Origin of the sequence: Streptomyces sp. F001 (genome assembly GCF_004187715.1) — a bacterium.
GTDB classification, from domain to species: domain Bacteria; phylum Actinomycetota; class Actinomycetes; order Streptomycetales; family Streptomycetaceae; genus Streptomyces; species Streptomyces flavusporus.
In genome coordinates this window covers 56,285-76,104 of sequence record NZ_QZWF01000012.1, presented here as the reverse complement: position 1 = coordinate 76,104, position 19,820 = coordinate 56,285, and the positions used below count along the sequence as shown (strand labels likewise).

Below are 19,820 nucleotides of genomic sequence, written 5' to 3'. Positions count from 1 at the left end.
GCCCCCGGCGGCCTCAGCGCAGTCCCGTTGAGCGGCGAAGTGCCGCCTGGATCAGGCGGTCCACCAGCTCCGCGTACGCCACCCCGCTCGCCTGCCACATCTGCGGGTACATCGAGATGGGCGTGAAGCCGGGCATCGTGTTGATCTCGTTGATCACGAACTCACCGTCCTCGGTGAGGAAGAAGTCCGCCCGGACGAGCCCTTCGCAGGACGCCGCCTCGAACGCCTCGACGGCGAGCCTGCGCACCTCGGCGGTCTGCTCGTCGGTGAGCGGGCCGACGATCCCCGGCGTGGAGTCGATGTACTTCGCCTCGAAGTCGTAGTACGCGTGCGCGTCCGGCGGCGGGATCTCGGCGGGGACGGAGGCGCGCGGGCCGTCCTCGAACTCCAGCACACCGCACTCGATCTCACGGCCACGCAGCGCGGCCTCGACGATGATCTTCGGGTCGTGGCGCTGGGCCTCGGCGATCGCCTCGTCGAGGCCTTCGAAGGACTCGACCTTGGTGATGCCGATCGACGACCCCGCGCGCGCGGGCTTCACGAACAGCGGCCAGCCGTGCTCCCCCGCGAACTCGGCGATCCGGCGCCGCGCGCCGGTCTCGTCGAGCTGCCACTCGCGCGGCCTGATCACCACGTACGGGCCCACCTTCAGCCCGAACGAGACGAACACCCGCTTCATGTACTCCTTGTCCTGGCCCGGCCGAGGCGAGCACCCCGGAACCCACGTACGGCACGCCGGACAGCTCCAGGAGGCCCTGGAGCGTGCCGTCCTCGCCGTACGGACCGTGCAGCACCGGAAGACCACGTCGACCTCGCCGAGCGCCTTGGTACCGATCCGGGCTCGCTGTAGACGACTTCGCGGCTCGCGGGGTCGACGGGAGCAGCACGCCGCCCTCGGTCGACTCGGCGAGCTCCTCGACGTCGGGCGTGCGGCGGTCGGCGATCGCCATGCGCTCCGGTTCGTCGGCGGTGAGCACCCAGCGGCCTTCCTGGTGATGCCGATCGGCAGGACGTCGTACTTCGTCCGGTCGATGGCCCGCAGTACGGCGCCGGCGGTGACCATGGAGATCCCGTGTTCGGAGCTGCGCCCGCCGAACACGACGGCCACGCGCGGCTTGCGAGACGGCTGCTCAGGGCTCTGGGGGAGGTTCTCGGTGCTCATATCGCGATGAGAGTACCCGTTGGTAGGGCCCCGACCTAGCGCCTCCCCGGGCGGGGCGAAGTCGGCGGCGGTTCGGCAGCGCCCTGAAGGGGCGGGGGACTGTATCGACATGCGGCTCCTCCCCCACGCTCGGCTTCTCCCCCGCTCGGCTTCGCTCGCGTGGGGGACGCCCATGAGCGGGGGACCCCCACCGTGGGCGCGACGAGCCACGACGGCGCCGCGGACGCTCGACGGCACCCCGCGGCACTTCCCCTTCGCGGCACCACCTGCGGAGCGCTCAGCGTCGTTCCGGCTTCGCGCTGGCGACATCAGCTCCTTGAGGGCGACCACGGGAGGCTTGCCCTCGTGCACGATCCCGACGACCGTCTCGGTGATCGGCATGTCGACACCGTGCCGGCGGGCCAGATCCAGCACCGACTCACAGGACTTGACACCCTCGGCGGTCTGCTTGGTGACCGCGATGGTCTCCTCGAGGGTCATGCCCTTGCCGAGGTTGGTGCCGAAGGTGTGGTTGCGGGACAGCGGCGAGGAGCAGGTGGCCACCAGGTCGCCCAGGCCCGCGAGTCCGGAGAAGGTCAGCGGGTCGGCGCCCATGGCGACCCGAGCCGGGTGGTCTCGGCGAGCCCGCGCGTGATGAGCGACCCCTTGGCGTTGTCGCCGAGCCCCATGCCGTCCGCGATGCCGACGGCGAGCCGATGACGTTCTTGACCGCACCGCCGAGTTCACAGCGACGACGTCGGTGTTGGTGTACGGGCGAAGTACGGCGTGTGGCAGGCGGCCTGGAGCCGCCGGGCGACCGCCTCGTCGGTGCAGGCGACCACGGCCGCCGCCGGCATGCGCGCGGCGATCTCGCGGGCGAGGTTGGGTCCGGTGACCACGGCGACCTGCTCCGGGCCGACCTTGGCGACATCCTCGATGACCTCGCTCATCCGCATGGCGGAGCCGAGTTCGACGCCCTTCATCAGCGAGACCAGAACGGTGCCGGGGCCAGCAGCGGCACCCAGGCGGCGAGGTTGTCGCGCAGTGTCTGCGAGGGGACGGACAGCACCGTGAAGTCGGCGCCGGCGGCGGCCTCGGCGGGTCCGTGGTGGCGCGCAGGTTCTCGGGGAGTTCGAAGCCGGGAAGTAGTCGGGGTTGGTCCGGCTGGAGTTGATCGCTTCCGCGACCTCCGCGCGGCGCGCCACAGGGTGACCTCGCACCCCGCGTCGGCGAGCACGATGCCGAACGCCGTGCCCCACGAACCCGCGCTGAAGACCGCCGCCTTGACCGGCTTGCTCACTGCCCCTGCCCCTCTTCCCGGCCGAACTGCCCGGCCACTTCCCGACCGGCCGGCCGCCCGCCCTGTGCGCCCCTGCCTCTGCCTGCGCGGGCACCTCTGCCTGTGCTCGCGTCTGCGTCTGCGCCTCGGTCCGGCGCCGCTGCTCGATGCGTTCCCGCTTCGGGTCGTACGGCGTCTCGGGCGCCCGCTCGCCTCGGATCTCCTCCAGCTGGCGGGTGATCGCGGCCATGATGACCTCGGTGGCCTCCTTGAGGACGTCCGCGGTCATGTCCTTGCCGTAGAAGGGCGAGAGGTCCACCGGCGGGCCGGCGAGCACATGGTGGGTCTTGCGCGGGAAGAGGTGCGGCTTCTTGGCGTACGGCGGCAGCAGTTCGTTGGCGCCCCACTGGGCGACCGGGATGACGGGCACTTGGTCTTCAGCGCGACGCGGGCGGCACCGGTCTTGCCGGTCATGGCCAGCCGTTCGGGTCGCGGGTGATGGTGCCCTCGGGTAGAACGCGACGCACTCGCCGCGCTCCACGGCGTCGATCGCGGCCCGGAAGGCGCTCAGTGCGTCCGTGCTCTCGCGGTAGACGGGGATCTGTCCGGTGCCGCGCATCACGGCGCCCACGAATCCCTTCCTGAAAAGCCCGCTCTTCGCCAGGAATCGCGGAACCCGTCCGGTGTTGTACTGAAAGTGCGCGTACGCGAAGGGGTCGGCATGGGAATTATGGTTGACCACGGTGATAAAACCGCCCGCGGCCGGAATGTGCTCCATTCCACGCCAGTCCCGCTTGAGCAGAACGACCAGCGGCGGTTTGCAGATCACCGCGGCGAAGCGGTACCAGAAGCCGATTCTGCGGCGGGGCACACGGACACCTTCCTTCCAGGGCATGGGGGCCGCACAAGTGTCGCCCCAGGCCGCCTGTCTGTCGAGAACACCGTACGCCCGAGTCTCCGCCCGCCCCCATGGCCGGGTGACAATGGCCGCGACAAGAGAGGGACGAACGCTCGTGCACTGGACCTTGGTGATACCCGTGAAGTCTCTGGCGCGGGCCAAGAGCAGGCTCTCCGACGCCGCCGGCGACGGGCTGCGCCCGGGCCTCGCCCTCGCTTTCGCGCAGGACACGGTGGCCGCCGCGCTGATCTGCCCGGCGGTGCGGGATGTGGCAGTTGTCACGGACGACGCCCTGGCGGGCCGGGAGCTGGCCGCGCTGGGCGCCCGGATCGTCACGGACGAGCCGAGCGGCGGCCTGAACGCCGCTCTGGCACACGGAGCGGCAACCGTCCGGAGCGAACGCCCCGAAATCCCCGTCGCCGCCTGAACGCCGATCTTCCCGCCCTGCGCCCACGGAATTGGCCCGGGTGCTGGAGGCGGCCGGGGAATTCCCGCGCGCTTTTCTCCCCGATGCGGCCGCAATCGGTACGACACTGCTGGCGGCCGCTCCGGGCCGGGAATTGCTCCCGGCATTCGGCACGGATTCCCGGGCCCGCCATCGCGCATCCGGCGCGGTGGAACTCAGCGTCGGGGGCGTGGATTCGGTACGCCAGGACGTGGACACCGGCGACGATCTGCGTGCAGCGCTCGCCCTCGGAGTGGGACCCCGTACGGCAGCGGCCACAGCGCGGTTGCTGATCCCGGGGCAGTAGGCTGCCGTCATGCAGGCCACCGCATACACCTACGACGCCGAGACGCGCAGCGGGCAGGTGCTGCTCGACGACGGCACTCCGGTGCCCTTCGACGCCGCCGCCTTCGATGCGGGCGGGCTCAGACTGCTGCGGCCCGGGCAGCGGGTGCGCATCGAGCTGGAGGGGCCCGAGGACAGCCCCCGGATCACCCTGGTGACACTCCAGACGCTCTGAAACCCCCCTGCTCAACCGCCCCGGAACACACCGCGGGCCGGGCTCCGACGGGAGTCCGGCCCGGCGCGTGAGCAATTCCGCGCCGCTACCTCTTGCGGGCGGTGGTCTTCTTGGCGGCGCTCTTGCGCGCCGTCGACTTCTTGGCGGGGGCCTTCTTGGCCGTCGCCTTCTTCGCCGGGGCCTTCTTGGCGGTGGTCTTCTTCGCTGCGGTGGTCTTGGCGGCCGCCGTGGTCTTCTTGGCGGGGGCCTTCTTCGCCGCGGCCTTCTTCGCAGCCACCGTGGCCTTCTTGGCAGGCGCCTTCTTCGCCGCGGCCTTCTTCGCAGCGGCCTTGGTGGTCTTCTTGGCGGCGGCCTTCTTGACCGTGGCCGCGGCACCGCCCGGTGCTGCCTTGGCGCCTTCTTGACGGCGACCTCGCCCCGCGCGGGAGCTTCTTCGAGCCGCTCACCAATCCTTGAAACCCTGGCCCGCACGGAACCGCGTACCGAGGTCTTCTTGACCCGAACCCGCTCGCCGTCTGAGGGTTGCGGGCGTACCGGGCCGGCCGGTCGACCTTCTCGAACGAACCGAAGCCGGTGACCGAGACCCGCTCACCTGCAACGACCGCTCGGACGATGGCGTCCAGTACATGATCGACAGCGTCGGCAGCCTGCTGGCGGCCGCCATCTTGTCGGCAATCGCTTCTACGAGCTGCGCCTTGTTCACGTCTTCCCCTTCGGAGACATCGCCAGAACGAAAGTGTTCAAGCTTTTCGCACGTTAGGCAGATATATACCGCAAATCAAACACGAAACGGGCTAATCACCCTTGTGCCGCAGCCGACTCGACGGTTCCGGACTGTTCAGGCTTCCTCTTCGGGGAATCGACCCTCGTCGAGGTCGGCGTGAACCGCTCCAGGCGCCTTGTCGCATCGGCAAGATCGTGCTTGGCCGCGGCCGTGATGACCAGCAGCTTCCGGGTCAGCGCCATCCGTACGCCCTCCGGGACTTGCAGTGCGCGCACCCTTGCGTGCGCTTCCTTGAGTTGGTCCGCGACCGCCGCATAGAGCTCGAGTTGGCCGTCGTGTTCCATGCACAGATTGTGCCATCTGGGGCGAGTTGTCGCCTGCCCGGGGTGGCAACTGCTGCCTCAAACGGCCGTCCGGGCCCCTGTCGACGCCGCGTTGTCAAGGCTCGCGTACCCCAACAACAACCGCCCTAACGTGGGCAGTTGAAGGAACGGACGGTGTCGCGCGCGGCACCGTCCGGGCGTAAAAACGGCTGTACCCCCGATCGGTCCGATCGGGGTACAGCCAGGGTTTGGGGTGGCCGAAACTCGACCGCCGCGGGGTCCGAAGGTTCAGACCTTCAGCGTGCGCGGCTTGTACGCAGGCCGCCCCGCCTCGTACGTGGCGATGTCGCCCTCGTTCTGCAGCGTGATGGAGATGTCGTCCAGCCCGTTCAGCAGCCGCCAGCGGGAGTTCTCGTCCAGCTCGAAGGAGGCGGTGATGCCCTCCGCGCGCACCTCGCGGCGCTCCAGGTCGACGGTGATCTCGGCCTGCGGGTCCTGTTCCGTGAGCTCCCACAGCGCGTCGACGATCTTCTGCTCCAGAACCACCGTGAGCAGCCCGTTCTTCAGCGAGTTGCCGCGGAAGATGTCGGCGAAGCGGGAGGAGATCACGGTCTTGAAGCCGTAGTTCTGCAGCGCCCAGACGGCGTGCTCACGCGAGGAACCGGTGCCGAAGTCGGGGCCGGCCACCAGCACGGTCGCACCCTGCCGCTCGGGCTGGTTGAGGATGAAGGACGCGTCCTTGCGCCAGGCCTCGAACAGCCCGTCCTCGAACCCGTCCCGGGTCACCTTCTTGAGCCAGTGGGCGGGGATGATCTGGTCGGTGTCGACGTTGCTGCGTCGCAGCGGGACGGCCCGGCCGGTGTGGGTGGTGAATGCTTCCATGACTGATCAGACTCCAGCGGGCGTACGGGCGGGCTCTTCGGTCAGGTCGGCCGGGGAGGCCAGGTGGCCGAGCACGGCGGTCGCGGCGGCGACCTGCGGCGACACCAGGTGCGTACGGCCGCCCTTGCCCTGCCTGCCCTCGAAGTTGCGGTTGGAGTGGACGCGGAGCGCTCACCGGGGGCCAGCTGGTCGGGGTTCATGCCGAGGCACATCGAGCAGCCCGCGTGCCGCCATTCGGCGCCGGCCTCCTTGAAGACGACGTCCAGCCCCTCGGAGACGGCCTGCAGACCGACCCGCGCGGAGCCCGGGACGACCAGCATCCGTACGCCGTCGGCGACTTTGCGGCCCTCCAGGAGCTCGGCGGCGGCGCGCAGGTCCTCGATGCGGCCGTTGGTGCAGGAGCCTACGAAGACGGTGTCCACCTTGATGGAACGCAGCGGCTGCCCGGCCTCCAACCCATGTATTCCAGGGCCTTTTCTGCGGCCAGGCGCTCCGAAGCGTCTTCGTACGAAGCAGGGTCGGGGACGGCGGCCGAAAGGGCGCGCCCTGGCCGGGGTTGGTGCCCCAGGTGACGAACGGCGACAGTTCGCCGGCGTTGATGACGACCTCGGCGTCGAACTCGGCGTCGTCGTCGGTGCGCAGCGTCTTCCAGTACTCCACCGCCGCGTCCCAGTCGGCGCCCTCGGGGCGTGCGGGCGGCCCTTGAGGTAGGCGAACGTGGTCTCGTCGGGGGCGATCATGCCCGCGCGGGCGCCGCTCGATCGACATGTTGCAGATGGTCATCCGGGCCTCCATCGAGAGCTTCTCGATGGCGGAGCCGCGGTACTCCAGGATGTAGCCCTGGCCGCCGCCGGTGCCGATCCTGGCGATGATCGCCAGGATCAGGTCCTTGGCGGTGACGCCGTCGGGCAGTTCGCCGTCGACGTGATCGCCATGGTCTTCGGGCGGGCCAGGGGCAGCGTCTGGGTGGCCAGCACATGCTCGACCTGCGAGGTGCCGATGCCGAACGCCAGCGCGCCGAAGGCGCCGTGCGTGGAGGTGGGGAGTCGCCGCAGACGACGGTGGTGCCGGGCTGGGTCAGTCCCAGCTGCGGGCCGACGACGTGCACGACGCCCTGCTCGACGTCACCGAGCGGGTGCAGCCGCACGCCGAACTCGGCGCAGTTCTTGCGCAGCGTCTCCAGCTGGGCCCGGGAGACCGGGTCCGCGATGGGCTTGTCGATGTCGAGGGTGGGGGTGTTGTGGTCCTCGGTCGCGATGGTGAGGTCGAGGCGCCGCACCTTCCGGCCGCTCTTGCGGAGGCCGTCGAAGGCCTGCGGGCTGGTCACCTCGTGCAGCAGGTGCAGATCGATGTAGAGGAGGTCGGGCTCGCCCTCGGCGCGCCGGACGACATGGTCGTCCCAGACCTTCTCCGCGAGTGTCCTACCCATCGCTTTCCCTCCGGTCGGCAAAGGTGCGCCGACCCAACTAGAGATCTTGAGGAGGCGGCGCCCGCGCCCCCGGTGTGCCGGACGCCCGCCACCAGGCCCGTCGGTCCGCGGGCCACTGTGCCTTCGTGACATCCAGGGTGGCGCGTTCCACCGAAAATTGAACTTGCGTTTCACAGAGTGAGACGCAAGTATCGTTGCATGGACAACAGTAGCGCGTCGGCGTTCTGGACAAGGCGGCCCTCGTCCTGAGCGCTCTGGAGTCCGGTCCGGCCACCCTCGCGGGTCTGGTCGCGGCCACCGGACTGGCACGACCCACGGCTCACCGCCTGGCCGTGGCTTTGGAACACCACCGTATGGTGGCGCGCGACATGCAGGCCGTTTCATTCTCGGCCCGCGGCTGGCAGAACTGGCCGCGGCCGCCGGCGAGGACCGCCTCCTCGCCACGGCGGGCCCGGTGCTCACCCACCTCCGTGACGTCACGGGCGAGAGCGCACAGCTCTACCGGCGTCAGGGCGACATGCGCATCTGCGTCGCCGCGGCGGAGCGCCTGTCCGGCCTGCGGGACACGGTCCCGGTCCGGCTCGACACTCACGATGAAGCCGGTTCCTCGGCGCAGATCCTCATGCCTGGGAGAGCCGGAGCGCCTGCACCGGGGCCTGCAGGGCGCCCGCTTCACGCCACCGCGCCTCTCGGGTACGACGCCGGGGCTGGGCGCAGTCGATCGGCGAGCGCGACCGGGCGTCGCGTCCGTCTCCGCACCGGTACGCGGCCCCTCCAACCGCGTCGTGGCCGCCGTCTCCGTCTCCGCCCATCGAGCGCCTCACGCGCCACCCGGGCCGTATGCACGCGCAGGCGGTCATCGACGCCGCCGCCCGCCTCTCCGAGGCCCTGCGCCGCTCGAGCTGACCGGCGGCCGGTGACCGGGAGGAGGGCCCGCCTCAACGCCGCGGCAGGCCCGTCCCCGATGTCCGCCCCGCTCACTTCACCTTGAGCCGGTCGGCCGCACGGTCGCCGCGCCGGGCGACCGGCACCACCCGGTGGCCCGGCCGAGGCCGAACTCGGGCATGTTCACGTAGACCGACTCGTAGGACCCGGCGGGCACGACGTACGTCTCGTGCCAGAAGCCGACCTTCCCCCCCGCCCGCAGCCGCCGGTTGAAGGCAGCCCAGGCCGGGCGGTGCTGCCGGCCGGCGCCGAGGCGTACGCAAGGAGCTTCTCCTTCGAGTCCCAGTACTGCACGACGTACAGCACCCGCGGGAAGCCCAGCAGGAACTGGTACCCCAGCAGTCCGCTGCCCTTCTCGCGCGAGAGCTCCGCCAGCATGGGCGGCATGGCCTTGGCGACCGGCCACCAACTCCGCAGTGCCGCAAAGCTGTTGACGCGCATCCCGATGAGGAAGACGACGATCTCGCCCTCACCCGCGGCGGACATGCGCCCTTCGATCGGCTTGCTCATGATGTCCCCATCCCGTCATTGGATAGCGGCACTATCCATGCTTGGATAGTGACACTCCCAACAGGGAGCGCAAGCGGAAACTCGAACACGGGACGGACATGCGACTGGCGGAGCTGAGTGAGCGCAGCGGGGTCTCCACGGCCACGATCAAGTACTACCTGCGCGAGGGCCTGCTCCCGCCGGGCCGCCGGGTCACCGCCACCCAGGCCGAGTACGGCGAGGAGCACTGCGCCGGCTGCGCCTGGTGCGGGCGCTGATCCAGGTCGGCGGGGTCTCCGTGGCCTCCACACGAGACGTGCTCACCGCACTGGACGACGGCTCCCTGGACCACAACGCGCGCCTGGGCACCGCCGTGTGGGCCCTCCCCACGGCAGGTCCGCCGACGCGGAGGACCCGGCGACCGAGACGGCCCGGCAGCGCGCGGACCGCCTGTTGGAGCTGCTCGGCTGGGGCTACGGCCCCACGACCGATGTGACGCCCCCCGCGCTCGGGATGCTCGTCACCGCGATCGCGGCCCTGGAGCGGCTCGGATACCCCTGCGCCATCGAGGACTTGGAGCCGTACGCCCGCGCGCTGGGGCAGCTCGCCGTCCACGATCTGGATCTGGTGGAGCGGTACGGCGGCACACCGGACGAACAGGTGGAGGCGGCCGTGGCGCTGACCGTGCTGTACGAGCCGGTCCTGCTCGCCCTGCGCCGGCTGGCGGAGGCGGAGGAGTCACGCCGCCGGTTCGGCAGGGCGTGAGGCAGGGAAATCGGGCCGGACACGCCGATGGGCCCCCACCGAAGTGGAAGCCCATCGATCTGCGTACCCCCGACCGGATTCGAACCGGCGCTACCGCCTTGAGAGGGCGGCGTGCTAGGCCGCTACACAACGGGGGCGAGGATCTTGCGTTTCCGCAGATCCGAGCTGGTCTACCTGGACTCGAACCAAGACTAACTGAACCAGAATCAGTCGTGCTGCCAATTACACCATAGACCAATGTGGTTTAGACCAGTCCGTACCCCCGACCGGATTCGAACCGGCGCTACCGCCTTGAGAGGGCGGCGTGCTAGGCCGCTACACAACGGGGGCCTTGATCCCGAAGGATCCGTACCCCCGACCGGATTCGAACCGGCGCTACTGCCTTGAGAGGGCAGCGTGCTAGGCCGCTACACAACGGGGGCTTTGCAGATGAGCTCTGCGAGCTGGCCTACCTGGACTCGAACCAAGACTAACTGAACCAGAATCAGTCGTGCTGCCAATTACACCATAGGCCACTGGAACGCAAGCCCCTGAGGGGATCTTGTTCTAGCTTTGCGCTGTCGGTTTCCGGCCTCTCGGCCCGCTCCCCGGCGGCGCAGGAAGAACATTACCTGAAGGTGGACGGGGCTCCAAAACGGCTTTCCGAGCCGAGGATCGCGGGGAGTTCGGTGAGCGAGGCGATCCGGTGCGGTCCGGTGGAGGCGTCACCGCTGGTGTACGCGCCGCCACGGTCGATCCAGACCGACAGCAGTCCGGCGTCGGCGGCGCCCCGCCCGTCGATCTCCGGGTGGTCTCCGACGTACGCGACGAGATGCGGCGGCAGGGTCAGCGCCTCGCACACCGCGAGGAAGGCGCCGGCCTCGGGCTTGGAGACGCCGAGCTCGGCGGCGCACAGCACGGCCTCGAAGCGGTCGCGCACGCCCAGAACGCGCAGCTTGCGGTCCTGGACGTGCAGGCTGGAGTTGGAGAGCACCGCGTGCCGGTGGCTGGCGCGAGGGCGTCCAGGGCGGGCAGTACGTCCGGGAAGAGGGCCCAGGCGGCCTCGTAGTGCCCGAGTACCGCTCGAACCAGGCTCGGCCTCGGCGCCGCTGAGATCCTCGCCGAGAAACACCCGTACGCGGTCCCGCCGCTGCTCCTCGAAGGACACCTCACCGGCGGCGAACCGCGCCCACTGCCGGTCCGTGACCTGCCGCCAGTGCGCGAGGGCCTGCTCGACGCTGTCGTACCCGTCGAGCAGGCCCTCGGCCGCCAGGTGCGCGCCATTCCGGCGCGGTCCGCGGTCGTGTAGTCGAAAAGCGTGTCGTCGACGTCCCAGACCACGGCCTGAATGCTCATGGTCCGACGGTAACCCGGCGACCGCGGGTTCCGGGCGGGTACGGCGAAGGGGCGGCACCCGTTCCGGATGCCGCCCCTCGTGTGCGCTACGCCGTCAGCTTCGCCAGCGCCGCGTCGATACGGGCCAGCGTCTTCTCCTTGCCCAGACCTCCAGGGACTCGAAGAGCGGCAGCCGACCGTGCGGCCGGTGACGGGACCCGGACCGGGGCCTGGGCCTTGCCGAGCTTGAGGCCGTGCGCCTCACCGGCGGCCAGGACGGCCTCCTTCAGGGACTCGGCGGAGTTCCAGTCGGCCGCGTCGAGCTTCTCGCGGGCGGTGCGCAGCAGGGCGTCGGAGCCCTCCTTCATCGCCTTGTTCCAGCTCGCCTCGTCGAAGACCGGCTCCGGCAGGAACAGGAAGTCGACGTTGTCGGTGATCTCGGAGAGGACCTTCAGACGGGTCTGTGCGTGCGGGGCGATGGCCTGCCACTTCACCTCGTCGAAGGCCTCCGGGGCCCATGGGGCGAACGGGGCCTGGAGCCACGGGCGGCAGCGCTCTGTGAAGTCCTTCACATCGAGCAGGCGGATGTGGTCGCCGTTGATCGCCTCGCACTTCTTGAGGTCGAAGCGGGCCGGGTTGGGGTTCACGTCCGCGATGTCGAAGGCCGCGACCATCTCGTCCATGGTGAAGATGTCCTGGTCGGCCGAGAGCGACCAGCCGAGGAGCGAGAGGTAGTTGAGGAGGCCCTCGGGGAGGAAACCGCGCTCCCGGTAGAGGTTGAGCGACGACTGCGGGTCGCGCTTGGAGAGCTTTTGTTGCCCTCACCCATCACGTACGGCAGGTGCCCGAACTCCGGGACACCCTTGGCGATGCCCAGCTCGATCAGCGCCTTGTACAGGGCGATCTGGCGCGGGGTGGAGGAGAGCAGGTCCTCGCCGCGCAGGATGTGCGTGATCTCCATCAGGGCGTCGTCGACCGGGTTCACGAGCGTGTAGAGGGGAGCGCCGTTCGCTCGGACGATCCCGTAGTCCGGGACGTTCTCCGGCGTGAACGTCAGCTCGCCGCGGACCAGGTCCGTGAAGGTGATCGTCTCGTCCGGCATGCGGAAGCGGACGATCGGGGTGCGGCCCTGCGCCTGGTACTCGGCGACCTGCTCGGCGGTGAGCTCGCGGCAGTGGCCGTCGTAGCCGGACGGCTTACCGGCCGCGCGGGCGGCCTCGCGGCGGGTGTCCAGCTCCTCCTGGGAGCAGTAGCAGTGGTAGGCGTGGCCGGCGTCCAGGAGCTTCTGGGCCACGTCCTTGTAGATGTCCATGCGCTGCGACTGGCGGTACGGGGCGTGCGGGCCGCCGATCTCCGGGCCCTCGTCCAGTCGAAGCCGAGCCAGCGCATCGCGTCGAGCAGCTGCTCGTAGGACTCCTCGGAGTCGCGGGCCGCGTCGGTGTCCTCGATACGGAAGACCAGGGTGCCGCCGTGGTGCCGCGCGAACGCCCAGTTGAACAGGGCGGTGCGGACCAGGCCCACGTGGGGGTTACCGGTGGGCGACGGACAGAAACGTACGCGAACGGGGGAGCCGGGTGCGCTAGCCACGCTTGACAACCTTGTTGGTGAGAGTGCCGATGCCTTCGATGCTGACGGAGACCTCGTCGCCGACAGCGAGGGGGCCGACCCCCGCGGGGGTGCCCGTGAGGATCACGTCGCCGGGAGCAGCGTCATGGCCTCGGAGATGTTGACGATCAGATCCTCGATCGGGTGGATCATCTCGCTGGTGCGGCCGAGCTGGCGTTGCTGTCCGTTGACGGTGAGCTGGATGGTGAGGTCCGACGGGTCGACGTCCGTCTCCACCCAGGGGCCGAGCGGGCAGGAGGTGTCGAAGCCCTTGGCCCTGGCCCACTGCTTCTCGCGCCTCTGCACGTCACGGGCGGTGATGTCGTTGGCGCAGGTGTAGCCCAGGATCACGTCCTTGACGCGCTCGCGCGGGACCTCGCGGCACAGGCGGCCGATCACGACGGCCAGCTCGGCCTCGTGGTGGAGTTCCTCGGAGAAGGAGGGGTACTGGATCTCGTCGCCGGGGCCGATCACCGAGGTGGACGGTTTGAAGAAGGCGAACGGGGCGTCCGGGACCTCGTTGCCCAGCTCACGCGCGCTGCTGCTCGGCGTAGTTGCGGCCGAAGGCCACGACCTTGTTGGGGAGCACCGGCGGCAGCAGCCGGACCTTGCTCAGCGGGACCTTCGTACCGGAGAGCTCGAAGTCCGCGAACGGGATGCCCTTGATGATGTCGAGGACGAGCTCGTCCGGCTGGTCGCCCTCGACCGCGCCGAAGGCGACGTTCCCGTCGATGGAGAACCTGGCGATGCGCACGGGATGCTTGGCCCCTTGACTGAGCTGGCTGAAGTCTGACGCTCCAGGCTATCTCGGCGGGGCCTGTCCGGTGGATCAGGCTGGAGGGGAAGGAACGGCAGCGTCTCGGCTTCACAGGCCCCTCGCGCGTCACTGCGCAAGGGGGCCTGTGGAGTGCTTGCCTAGCCTGCTCCGCCGCGGCAGCCCCGGCCGGGACGTCCATCAGGACCGTGCGGCGGGGGTTGGCGGTCTGGGTCGGGAGGTCGACGGAGTGCTCCGGGTGATCCGGGGTCTGCAGTTCGTCGGCGTCGTCGAGGTGCGCCAGCGTCGTGCGCCGCGGTTGGCTATCGTGCGGAACATCATCGTCGTCTTCACGGTTGTACTGAAACCCTGTCGTGTACGGGGCGCCGGAAGCGCCGGTTGGCAGAAGGTCTCCTCTTGTAAAGCGTCAGGCTAAACATCCGATTCCCAGCGGATGGCACGCAGCGCCCTGCGGCCGCGTGTGAGTTTGCTCACGATCTCGAGCTCAAACCGGTCAATTCAGGCTGGCAACTCATACCAATGAAACGGACATTGACCCCCTGAAGCCGACATTCCGCTCCTGATCATCGCGACTGGGACACCCCGCCCGCCTCGACGACTCGCTCAGAAATGTCCGCTATAAGGCGGAGGTCGCTCTACGTGTCGTGACGCACCCCTCACGCGGTGTCACGGATGTCACAGCCTGACCAACTGGCCTTGTTGGAGATCCGGCACTGTGCTGGAATTCCACGGACCGCCGCAGGATCGAGCCGGTGCGCAGGGGCGCGAAACAGCGCCGAGTGGCGGCAAGAAGGGGGAGTCCAGCGCCGGTCACTCACGACCATCCGGGTGCGCATTCAGGGCGCTCCCGATCGACGCCGACACCGTCCTTCCGTTCGCGGAGGGGCGCCTGGTCCAGAGGTTGCGACGCTAGTGCAGGGACGTTTCAAGAGGGATGGCAGCGCTTCGGCGGAGCCGGAGCCGCACGGCGGACCGACCGCGGTTCCTCGCCCCAGCACGCCCAGGGCCCGGGCCCGTCCGGTGACGGCGGTGCGCGCCCCGGCGCATCGGCGCCTTCGGGCACTCCGGCGGCCGCTCCGGCGGTGAAGCCTCCGCAGGGATCGAGCGGCCCGGGCCGCGCATAGCCCTGCGCAACTGGCGCATCTCCACCCGTCTGGTGTCGCTGCTCGCGCTGCCGGTGGTCGCGGCCACCTCGCTCGGCGCACTGCGTATCAACACAGTCCATGGACGACATCCAGCAGCTCGACAACATGAAGCTGCTGACGGAAATGACCAAGCAGGCGACCGAACTGGCCGCCGCGCTCCAGGAGGAGCGCGACCAGTCCGCCCCCGCTGGCGCACGGCTCGACGGCCAGCACGACCACGGTCAAGGGCCTCCAGACCAAGACGGACCGGGCGCTGGAGAACTTCCTCGCCGCCTCCGAGGAGGTCGACTCCGCCAGCAAGGACGGCAACCTCCAGGGCGTCCGCGACAGCCTGGTCGGCCTCGCCCGCGATCTCAACGGCCTCAACGAGATCCGCAGCAACGCCTACGAGGCCGAGGACAACTCCACGCAGACGGTGGAGGCCTACCACCGCCTCATCACGCACCTGCTCGACCTCGCAGGACATGGCGGAGGCGACAGCAACCCCGACATGATCCAGCGCACCCGCGCCTGTCGGCGTTCTCCTCCGCCAAGGAGTACGCGTCGATCCAGCGCGCGGTCCTGGCGGCGGCGCTGCCCGCGAACACCAAGACGGCCGCGACCTGTCCGAGAACGACCGGCTGTACGCAGAATCGGCGCTGGAAAGCCAGATATCCGAACTGCGCAGCTTCACCAGCATCTTCGGTGAAGGGGCCGAGGAGCTCCTCAAGCCCATCGACCGGGGCAACTCCGTCATCGAGGCCACCGACACCTACGCCGGCCGCGCGCTGCGGGAGAACGGCCTCGCCGGGTTGGAGAGGCGCTCCTACCGGGACTGGCTGGACGACAGCTCCACCAAGATCCAGCAGATGAAGAACATCGAGCGCAAGCTGCTCGAGGACATGGAGCAGCAGGCCCGCGAGCTGCGCAGCGAGTCGGAGCGCGAGGCGATCATCTCCGGTGCGCTGATCCTGCTCGTGCTCGGCGTCTCGCTGGTCGGCGCCTTCGTGGTGGCCCGGTCCATGATCCGCTCGCTGCGCCGCTGGAGGACACCGCGACGAAGGTCGCCCAGGACCGGCTGCCCGAGCTGGTCAAGCAGCTGTCCGAGTCCGACCCGCAGGACGTGGACACGTCCGTGGAGTCGGTCGTGTGCACTCCCGCGACGAGATCGGCCGAGTGGCCGCGGTGTTCGACGACGTGCACCGCGAGGCGGTCCGCCTCGCCGCCGAGCAGGCCCTGCTGCGGGGCAACGTCAACGCGATGTTCACCAACCTCTCGCGTCGCTCCCAGGGCCTGATCCAGCGCCAGCTGTCGCTGATCTCCGAACTGGAGTCCCGGGAAGCGGACCCGGACCAGCTGGCCTCGCTGTTCAAGCTGGACCACCTCGCCACCCGTATGCGCCGTAACGGCGAGAACCTCCTCGTCCTCGCGGGTGAGGAGCCCGGCCGACGCTGGACCGCCCGTCCGCTGGTCGACGTGCTCCGCGCCGCCGCGTCCGAGGTGGAGCAGTACGAGCGCATCGAGCTGGCCGCGGTGCCGACCACCCAGGTCGCCGGCCGCGTGGTCAACGACCTCGTGCACCTGCTCGCCGAGCTGCTGGAGAACGCCACGTCGTTCTCCTCGCCGCAGACCAAGGTCAAGGTCACCGGTCACGCCTGCCCGACGGCCGGGTGCTGATCGAGATCCACGACACCGGCATCGGCCTCTCGCCGAGGACCTCGCCCAGATCAACGAGCGGCTCGCCTCGCCGCCCACCGTGGACGTCTCCGTCTCCCGGCGCATGGGTCTGTTCGTGGTCGGCCGGCTGTCGCAGCGGCACGGCATCCGGATCCAGCTGCGCCCGTCCGACTCCGGTGGTACGACCGCGCTGGTCATGCTGCCCGTCGACGTCGCCCAGGGCGGCAAGAAGCCGCAGGGCAAGCCCGGTCAGGGTGGCGCCGGTGGCCCGGCCGCGGCGCAGGCCGCCGCCGGTGTGGCCGCGGCCCGCCGTGACAACGGCGGTTCGCTGGGCGCCGGTGCGCCCGCGCGGGTGCCCTCGGGCCGGTGCGTCCGGTGGCGGTGGCCGGCTCGGTGCCGGCCAGGGGCCGCGGGCCGAGCTGCCGGGCCGGGACTCGGGCGGCCGTCCGGGGCTCCGGGCGGTGCACGCGGACCGCAGATGCCCCAGGGCCGGCCCACCCCGGCGGGCATGGGCTCCCAGGCCTCCGGTGGCCCGCAGGGCCAGGACGGCCGCGGCAACGTGCCGCCGCAGCGCGGCGACGCGGGCGCGGGTACCGAGCGCAGCCGGCGTGGACGTCAGCCGCAGCTGCCGCCGCGCGGTGGCGCACGGGCCGAGCTGCCGGGCAGCAACCAGCAGTCCCGGCCGAGCTGGAGCGACGAGAACGCGCAGCCGCCGGTGCCGCGCGCCGCGCTGGACACCCCGCGCGGCCACGAGGAGCCGGACGTCTCGCAGACGGCCCGGATGCCCGCGTGAACGACCGCCAGGGCCCCGGCGCCACCGCCGAGATGCCGGCGGTTCCGCGGATCGACGACCGCCAGGGCTCCGGCGCCCGAACGGCCAGCAGAAAGCGGCCAGTTCGTCCGCCCGGACGTCTTCGGCACGCAGAACGGGCCGAACAACTCGTCCACGACGGGGCAGTTCGCCGCACCTCAGGCGCACGACAACGGCTCCACCGGCCAGTACGCCGCTCCGCCGCAGTACGACAACGGCTCCACCGGCCAGTTCCCGGCGCCCAGGCGTACGGCAACGGCTCCACGGGACAGTTCCCGGTTCCTCAGGCTTACGACAACGGGCTACCGGCCAGTTCTCCACGCCGGGCACGACGGCTCCTCGACCGGGCAGCACACGCTGCCCGGCGGCCACCAGAACCCCTCGGGTCCGGGCCAGTACGAGCGGCCGCAAGGCGACTTCGGTGCCCAGCGGCCCCCGGCCCCGCAGCGTCCGCAGAGGCCCGCCCGCCCGGAGCCGGAGGCGCTGCCGCCGGCCTCGGGCCCCGGTGACGGGCGTACGCCGCTGTACGACACGCTGGAGACCAACTGGTTCCACGGCCAGCAGGGTCAGCAGCCCGAGCCACAGCGCCGGCCCGACCGGCCGCAGGGCAACGGCTCCGCACCGGCCCCGCGCCAGCCGCAGGCTCCGCGGCCCCTCAGCGCCCCGCCGCCGCCTGGCGCAGCTCGCCGAACGACGATCTCGTCCGGCAGGCGGAACGCGTCCGGCAGCCGGCCGCGGGCGGTGTCACCACCTCCGGTCTGCCGCGCCGGGTGCCCGGGCGAACCTCGTCCCGGGCACTGCTCAGCAGCAACCGCACCAGAGCGGTCCGCAGGTCTCGCGTGCGCCCCAGGACGTGCGCGGTCGGCTGACCAACCTCCGTCGGGGTATCGCACAGGGCCGTCAGGCCGGGTCCGGCCAGACGGGCAGCTTCGAGCCCCACTCACCAGCAGGAGCGTTAGTTGAGTCCGATGAGCCAGGCGGCACAGAACCTGAACTGGTTGATCACCAACTTCGTGGACAACACCCCCGGGGTGTCCCAACCGTCGTCGTGTCCGCCGACGGTCTCCTCCTGGCGCTGTCGGAGGGCTTTCCGCGCGACCGGGCCGACCAGTTGGCGGCGGTCGCGTCGGGGCTCACCTCGCTGACGGCCGGGGCCTCCCGGATCTTCGAGGGGGGCGACGTGGCGCAGACCGTCGTGGAGATGGAGCGAGGTTTCCTTTTCCTCATGTCCATCTCGGACGGCTCGTCCCTGGCCGTTCTCGCGCACCCCGACTGCGACATCGGTCTCGTCGGCTACGAGATGGCGCTGCTGGTCGACCGCGCGGGCGCGGTGCTCACGCCCGACCTGCGCGCCGAACTGCAAGGAAGTCTGCTCCACTAGCGATCCCGGATCACCGTCTCACCAAATCACCGTCCGGCCGCCACAATCCCCCACCGGCCCCCGTCAGACGGCACGACTGACCAACTTGCTGTCCCGCCCGGAGGATTCATGACCCGCCCACCGCCTCTCATGATCCGTACACAGATCCGTACGGGGACGAGGGCGACCAGCCGCTGGTACGTCCGTACGCGATGACCGGCGGCCGGACCCGGCCGCGCTACCAGCTCGCCCTCGAGGCACTGATCAGCACAACGGCCGACCCGGCAGCGCTCATGGGGCTGCTCCCGGAGCACCAGCGCATCTGCCATCTGTGCCGCGAGGTGAAGTCGGTCGCCGAGGTGTCGGCACTGCTCGCCATGCCGCTCGGGGTGGCCCGGATCCTCGTGGCGGACCTCGCCGAGGCCGGACTCGTGGCCGTCCACCAGCCGGGCGGCGACGAGAACAACGGCGGTGCTCCGGACGTGACACTGCTCGAAAGGGTGCTCAGTGGACTTCGCAAGCTCTGAACCGAGAGGCGCCACCACATCGGCGAAGATCGTGGTGGCGGGCGGCTTCGGCGTGGGCAAGACCACGTTCGTCGGCGCCGTCTCGGAGATCAACCCGCTGCGCACCGAGGCGGTCATGACGTCCGCGAGCGCGGGCATCGACGACCTCACGCACACCGGGGGCAAGACCACCACGACGGTGGCGATGGACTTCGGCCGTATCACCCTGGACCAGGACCTGATCCTGTACCTGTTCGGTACGCCGGGCCAGGACCGCTTCTGGTTCATGTGGGACGACCTGGTGCGCGGCGCCATCGGCGCGGTGGTGCTGGTGGACACGCGCCGGCTGGCGGACTGCTTCCCGGCCGTGGACTACTTCGAGAACAGCGGTCTGCCGTTCGTCGTCGCCCTCAACGGCTTCGACGGCCAGCAGCCGTACCAGCCCGACGAGGTCCGCGAGGCACTCCAGATCGGCCCGGACACCCGATCATCACCACTGACGCCCGGCACCGCGCGGACGCCAAGTCCGCGCTGATCACGCTGGTCGAGCACGCTTTGATGGCCCGGCTGAAGTAGCACTCAAATAGGCAGCGCCGTACGGCAGTTGCCGTAGACATATGAGTACGGATGCTGAAGCCGGCTGTGGCCTTTGACACGGTCGGCTTCGGTGTTCATAACGTTTCGGCAGAGGAATCGGGTGGCACGGCCACGCGTCGCGGTCGACTGGTGTCGCTGCGCGCACAAAAGCCCCGTCTTTTGACGGGGCTCGCTCTTTATGACCGTTTTATCTGGGGCCTTGATCGCTCGG

Annotated in this window: 10 protein-coding genes, 5 tRNA genes and 19 pseudogenes; 11 read left to right on the top strand and 23 right to left on the bottom strand. The window is 70.0% G+C overall.

The window, feature by feature from the left end; all coding sequences use genetic code 11:
- Positions 1–13 precede the first annotated feature (13 nt).
- The 5 genes and pseudogenes from StrepF001_RS49685 to StrepF001_RS31435 all read right to left on the bottom strand — a co-directional run.
- Positions 14–805: a D-alanine--D-alanine ligase family protein gene (locus StrepF001_RS49685; RefSeq protein WP_346656972.1), complete on the bottom strand. Its 792-nt coding sequence runs from the start codon at positions 803–805 to the stop codon at positions 14–16.
- Positions 777–1,830, bottom strand: a pseudogene (locus tag StrepF001_RS50180) (NAD(P)H-dependent glycerol-3-phosphate dehydrogenase); the annotation flags it as partial. The pseudogene StrepF001_RS50180 and the gene StrepF001_RS49685, both read right to left, overlap by 29 nt.
- Positions 1,831–1,884: 54 nt before the next feature.
- A pseudogene (locus StrepF001_RS49675) lies at positions 1,885–2,286 on the bottom strand (hypothetical protein); the annotation flags it as partial.
- A gap of 96 nt (positions 2,287–2,382) precedes the next feature.
- Positions 2,383–2,441, bottom strand: a pseudogene (locus tag StrepF001_RS49670) (hypothetical protein); the annotation flags it as partial.
- Positions 2,442–2,556: 115 nt separating this feature from the next.
- Positions 2,557–3,291: pseudogene (locus tag StrepF001_RS31435) on the bottom strand (lysophospholipid acyltransferase family protein); the annotation flags it as partial.
- 142 nt (positions 3,292–3,433) lie between these two features.
- Between StrepF001_RS31435 and cofC the strand changes: the two are divergent.
- Positions 3,434–4,070 (top strand): annotated as a pseudogene (gene cofC / locus StrepF001_RS31430) (2-phospho-L-lactate guanylyltransferase).
- A 9-nt stretch (positions 4,071–4,079) separates the two neighbouring features.
- Complete coding sequence (locus StrepF001_RS31425; RefSeq protein WP_129801552.1) at positions 4,080–4,283, top strand: hypothetical protein; 204 nt, start codon at positions 4,080–4,082, stop codon at positions 4,281–4,283.
- An 85-nt stretch (positions 4,284–4,368) separates the two neighbouring features.
- Here StrepF001_RS31425 and StrepF001_RS31420 read toward each other — a convergent pair.
- The 4 genes and pseudogenes from StrepF001_RS31420 to leuC all read right to left on the bottom strand — a co-directional run bounded on the left by StrepF001_RS31420 (position 4,369) and on the right by leuC (position 7,641).
- Positions 4,369–4,986: pseudogene (locus StrepF001_RS31420) on the bottom strand (HU family DNA-binding protein).
- A gap of 135 nt (positions 4,987–5,121) precedes the next feature.
- Positions 5,122–5,351 (bottom strand): annotated as a pseudogene (locus tag StrepF001_RS31415) (hypothetical protein).
- Positions 5,352–5,618: 267 nt separating this feature from the next.
- Positions 5,619–6,212, bottom strand: coding sequence for a 3-isopropylmalate dehydratase small subunit (leuD, locus tag StrepF001_RS31410; RefSeq protein ID WP_129801555.1), 594 nt, complete (start codon positions 6,210–6,212; stop codon positions 5,619–5,621).
- 6 nt (positions 6,213–6,218) lie between these two features.
- A pseudogene (leuC, locus tag StrepF001_RS31405) lies at positions 6,219–7,641 on the bottom strand (3-isopropylmalate dehydratase large subunit).
- 198 nt (positions 7,642–7,839) lie between these two features.
- On the opposite strand from leuC, the pseudogene StrepF001_RS31400 reads away from it, so the two are divergent.
- Positions 7,840–8,547, top strand: a pseudogene (locus StrepF001_RS31400) (IclR family transcriptional regulator).
- A 71-nt stretch (positions 8,548–8,618) separates the two neighbouring features.
- On the opposite strand, the pseudogene StrepF001_RS31395 reads toward StrepF001_RS31400, so the two are convergent.
- Positions 8,619–9,096: pseudogene (locus tag StrepF001_RS31395) on the bottom strand (DUF4188 domain-containing protein).
- 98 nt (positions 9,097–9,194) lie between these two features.
- Here StrepF001_RS31395 and StrepF001_RS31390 point away from each other — a divergent pair.
- Positions 9,195–9,840 (top strand): annotated as a pseudogene (locus tag StrepF001_RS31390) (MerR family transcriptional regulator).
- A gap of 64 nt (positions 9,841–9,904) precedes the next feature.
- Here StrepF001_RS31390 and StrepF001_RS31385 read toward each other — a convergent pair.
- The 12 genes and pseudogenes from StrepF001_RS31385 to StrepF001_RS48530 all read right to left on the bottom strand — a co-directional run bounded on the left by StrepF001_RS31385 (position 9,905) and on the right by StrepF001_RS48530 (position 14,904).
- Positions 9,905–9,977, bottom strand: a tRNA-Glu gene (locus StrepF001_RS31385).
- A 28-nt stretch (positions 9,978–10,005) separates the two neighbouring features.
- A tRNA-Gln gene (locus tag StrepF001_RS31380) sits at positions 10,006–10,077 on the bottom strand.
- A 20-nt stretch (positions 10,078–10,097) separates the two neighbouring features.
- A tRNA-Glu gene (locus StrepF001_RS31375) sits at positions 10,098–10,170 on the bottom strand.
- Positions 10,171–10,189: 19 nt separating this feature from the next.
- Positions 10,190–10,262 (bottom strand) — tRNA-Glu (locus tag StrepF001_RS31370).
- 21 nt (positions 10,263–10,283) lie between these two features.
- A tRNA-Gln gene (locus tag StrepF001_RS31365) sits at positions 10,284–10,355 on the bottom strand.
- Between the two features lie 92 nt (positions 10,356–10,447).
- Positions 10,448–11,175, bottom strand: a pseudogene (locus tag StrepF001_RS31360) (HAD family hydrolase).
- A gap of 86 nt (positions 11,176–11,261) precedes the next feature.
- A pseudogene (locus tag StrepF001_RS48545) lies at positions 11,262–11,912 on the bottom strand (glutamate--tRNA ligase); the annotation flags it as partial.
- Positions 11,798–12,466 (bottom strand): glutamate--tRNA ligase family protein, encoded by a 669-nt coding sequence (locus StrepF001_RS48540; protein WP_276322856.1) that lies wholly within the window; start codon positions 12,464–12,466, stop codon positions 11,798–11,800. The gene StrepF001_RS48540 and the pseudogene StrepF001_RS48545, both read right to left, overlap by 115 nt.
- A gap of 113 nt (positions 12,467–12,579) precedes the next feature.
- Positions 12,580–12,675, bottom strand: a pseudogene (locus StrepF001_RS49665) (glutamate--tRNA ligase family protein); the annotation flags it as partial.
- Positions 12,676–12,733: 58 nt separating this feature from the next.
- Positions 12,734–13,513 (bottom strand): annotated as a pseudogene (locus StrepF001_RS31350) (fumarylacetoacetate hydrolase family protein).
- A gap of 169 nt (positions 13,514–13,682) precedes the next feature.
- Positions 13,683–13,867: pseudogene (locus StrepF001_RS48535) on the bottom strand (hypothetical protein); the annotation flags it as partial.
- An 878-nt stretch (positions 13,868–14,745) separates the two neighbouring features.
- Positions 14,746–14,904, bottom strand: coding sequence for a hypothetical protein (locus tag StrepF001_RS48530; protein ID WP_240797764.1), 159 nt, complete (start codon positions 14,902–14,904; stop codon positions 14,746–14,748).
- On the opposite strand from StrepF001_RS48530, the gene StrepF001_RS48525 reads away from it, so the two are divergent.
- The gene (locus StrepF001_RS48525; RefSeq protein ID WP_240797771.1) at positions 14,867–15,367 is read left to right on the top strand and encodes a nitrate- and nitrite sensing domain-containing protein; all 501 of its coding nucleotides are present in this window, start codon (positions 14,867–14,869) and stop codon (positions 15,365–15,367) included. The genes StrepF001_RS48530 and StrepF001_RS48525 overlap by 38 nt on opposite strands.
- Positions 15,282–15,503: pseudogene (locus tag StrepF001_RS50175) on the top strand (hypothetical protein); the annotation flags it as partial. The gene StrepF001_RS48525 and the pseudogene StrepF001_RS50175, both read left to right, overlap by 86 nt.
- Here the strand turns inward: StrepF001_RS50175 and StrepF001_RS48520 are convergent.
- Positions 15,485–15,682: a hypothetical protein gene (locus tag StrepF001_RS48520; protein ID WP_240797763.1), complete on the bottom strand. Its 198-nt coding sequence runs from the start codon at positions 15,680–15,682 to the stop codon at positions 15,485–15,487. The pseudogene StrepF001_RS50175 and the gene StrepF001_RS48520 sit on opposite strands and share 19 nt — an antisense overlap.
- A 125-nt stretch (positions 15,683–15,807) precedes the next feature.
- Between StrepF001_RS48520 and StrepF001_RS48515 the strand changes: the two genes are divergently transcribed.
- The 5 genes and pseudogenes from StrepF001_RS48515 (at position 15,808) to StrepF001_RS31330 (ending at position 19,588) form a co-directional block, all read left to right on the top strand.
- Positions 15,808–16,335, top strand: coding sequence for a hypothetical protein (locus StrepF001_RS48515; protein WP_240797762.1), 528 nt, complete (start codon positions 15,808–15,810; stop codon positions 16,333–16,335).
- Between the two features lie 79 nt (positions 16,336–16,414).
- Entirely contained in the window at positions 16,415–17,128 is a 714-nt protein-coding gene (locus tag StrepF001_RS48510; RefSeq protein ID WP_240797761.1) for a hypothetical protein, read from the top strand.
- A 986-nt stretch (positions 17,129–18,114) separates the two neighbouring features.
- Positions 18,115–18,527, top strand: a pseudogene (locus tag StrepF001_RS31340) (roadblock/LC7 domain-containing protein).
- Between the two features lie 104 nt (positions 18,528–18,631).
- Positions 18,632–19,033, top strand: a complete 402-nt coding sequence (locus StrepF001_RS31335) for a DUF742 domain-containing protein (RefSeq protein ID WP_129801574.1) — start codon at positions 18,632–18,634, stop codon at positions 19,031–19,033.
- A pseudogene (locus tag StrepF001_RS31330) lies at positions 19,014–19,588 on the top strand (ATP/GTP-binding protein). The gene StrepF001_RS31335 and the pseudogene StrepF001_RS31330 overlap by 20 nt, the downstream one beginning before the upstream one ends.
- Positions 19,589–19,820 lie beyond the last annotated feature (232 nt).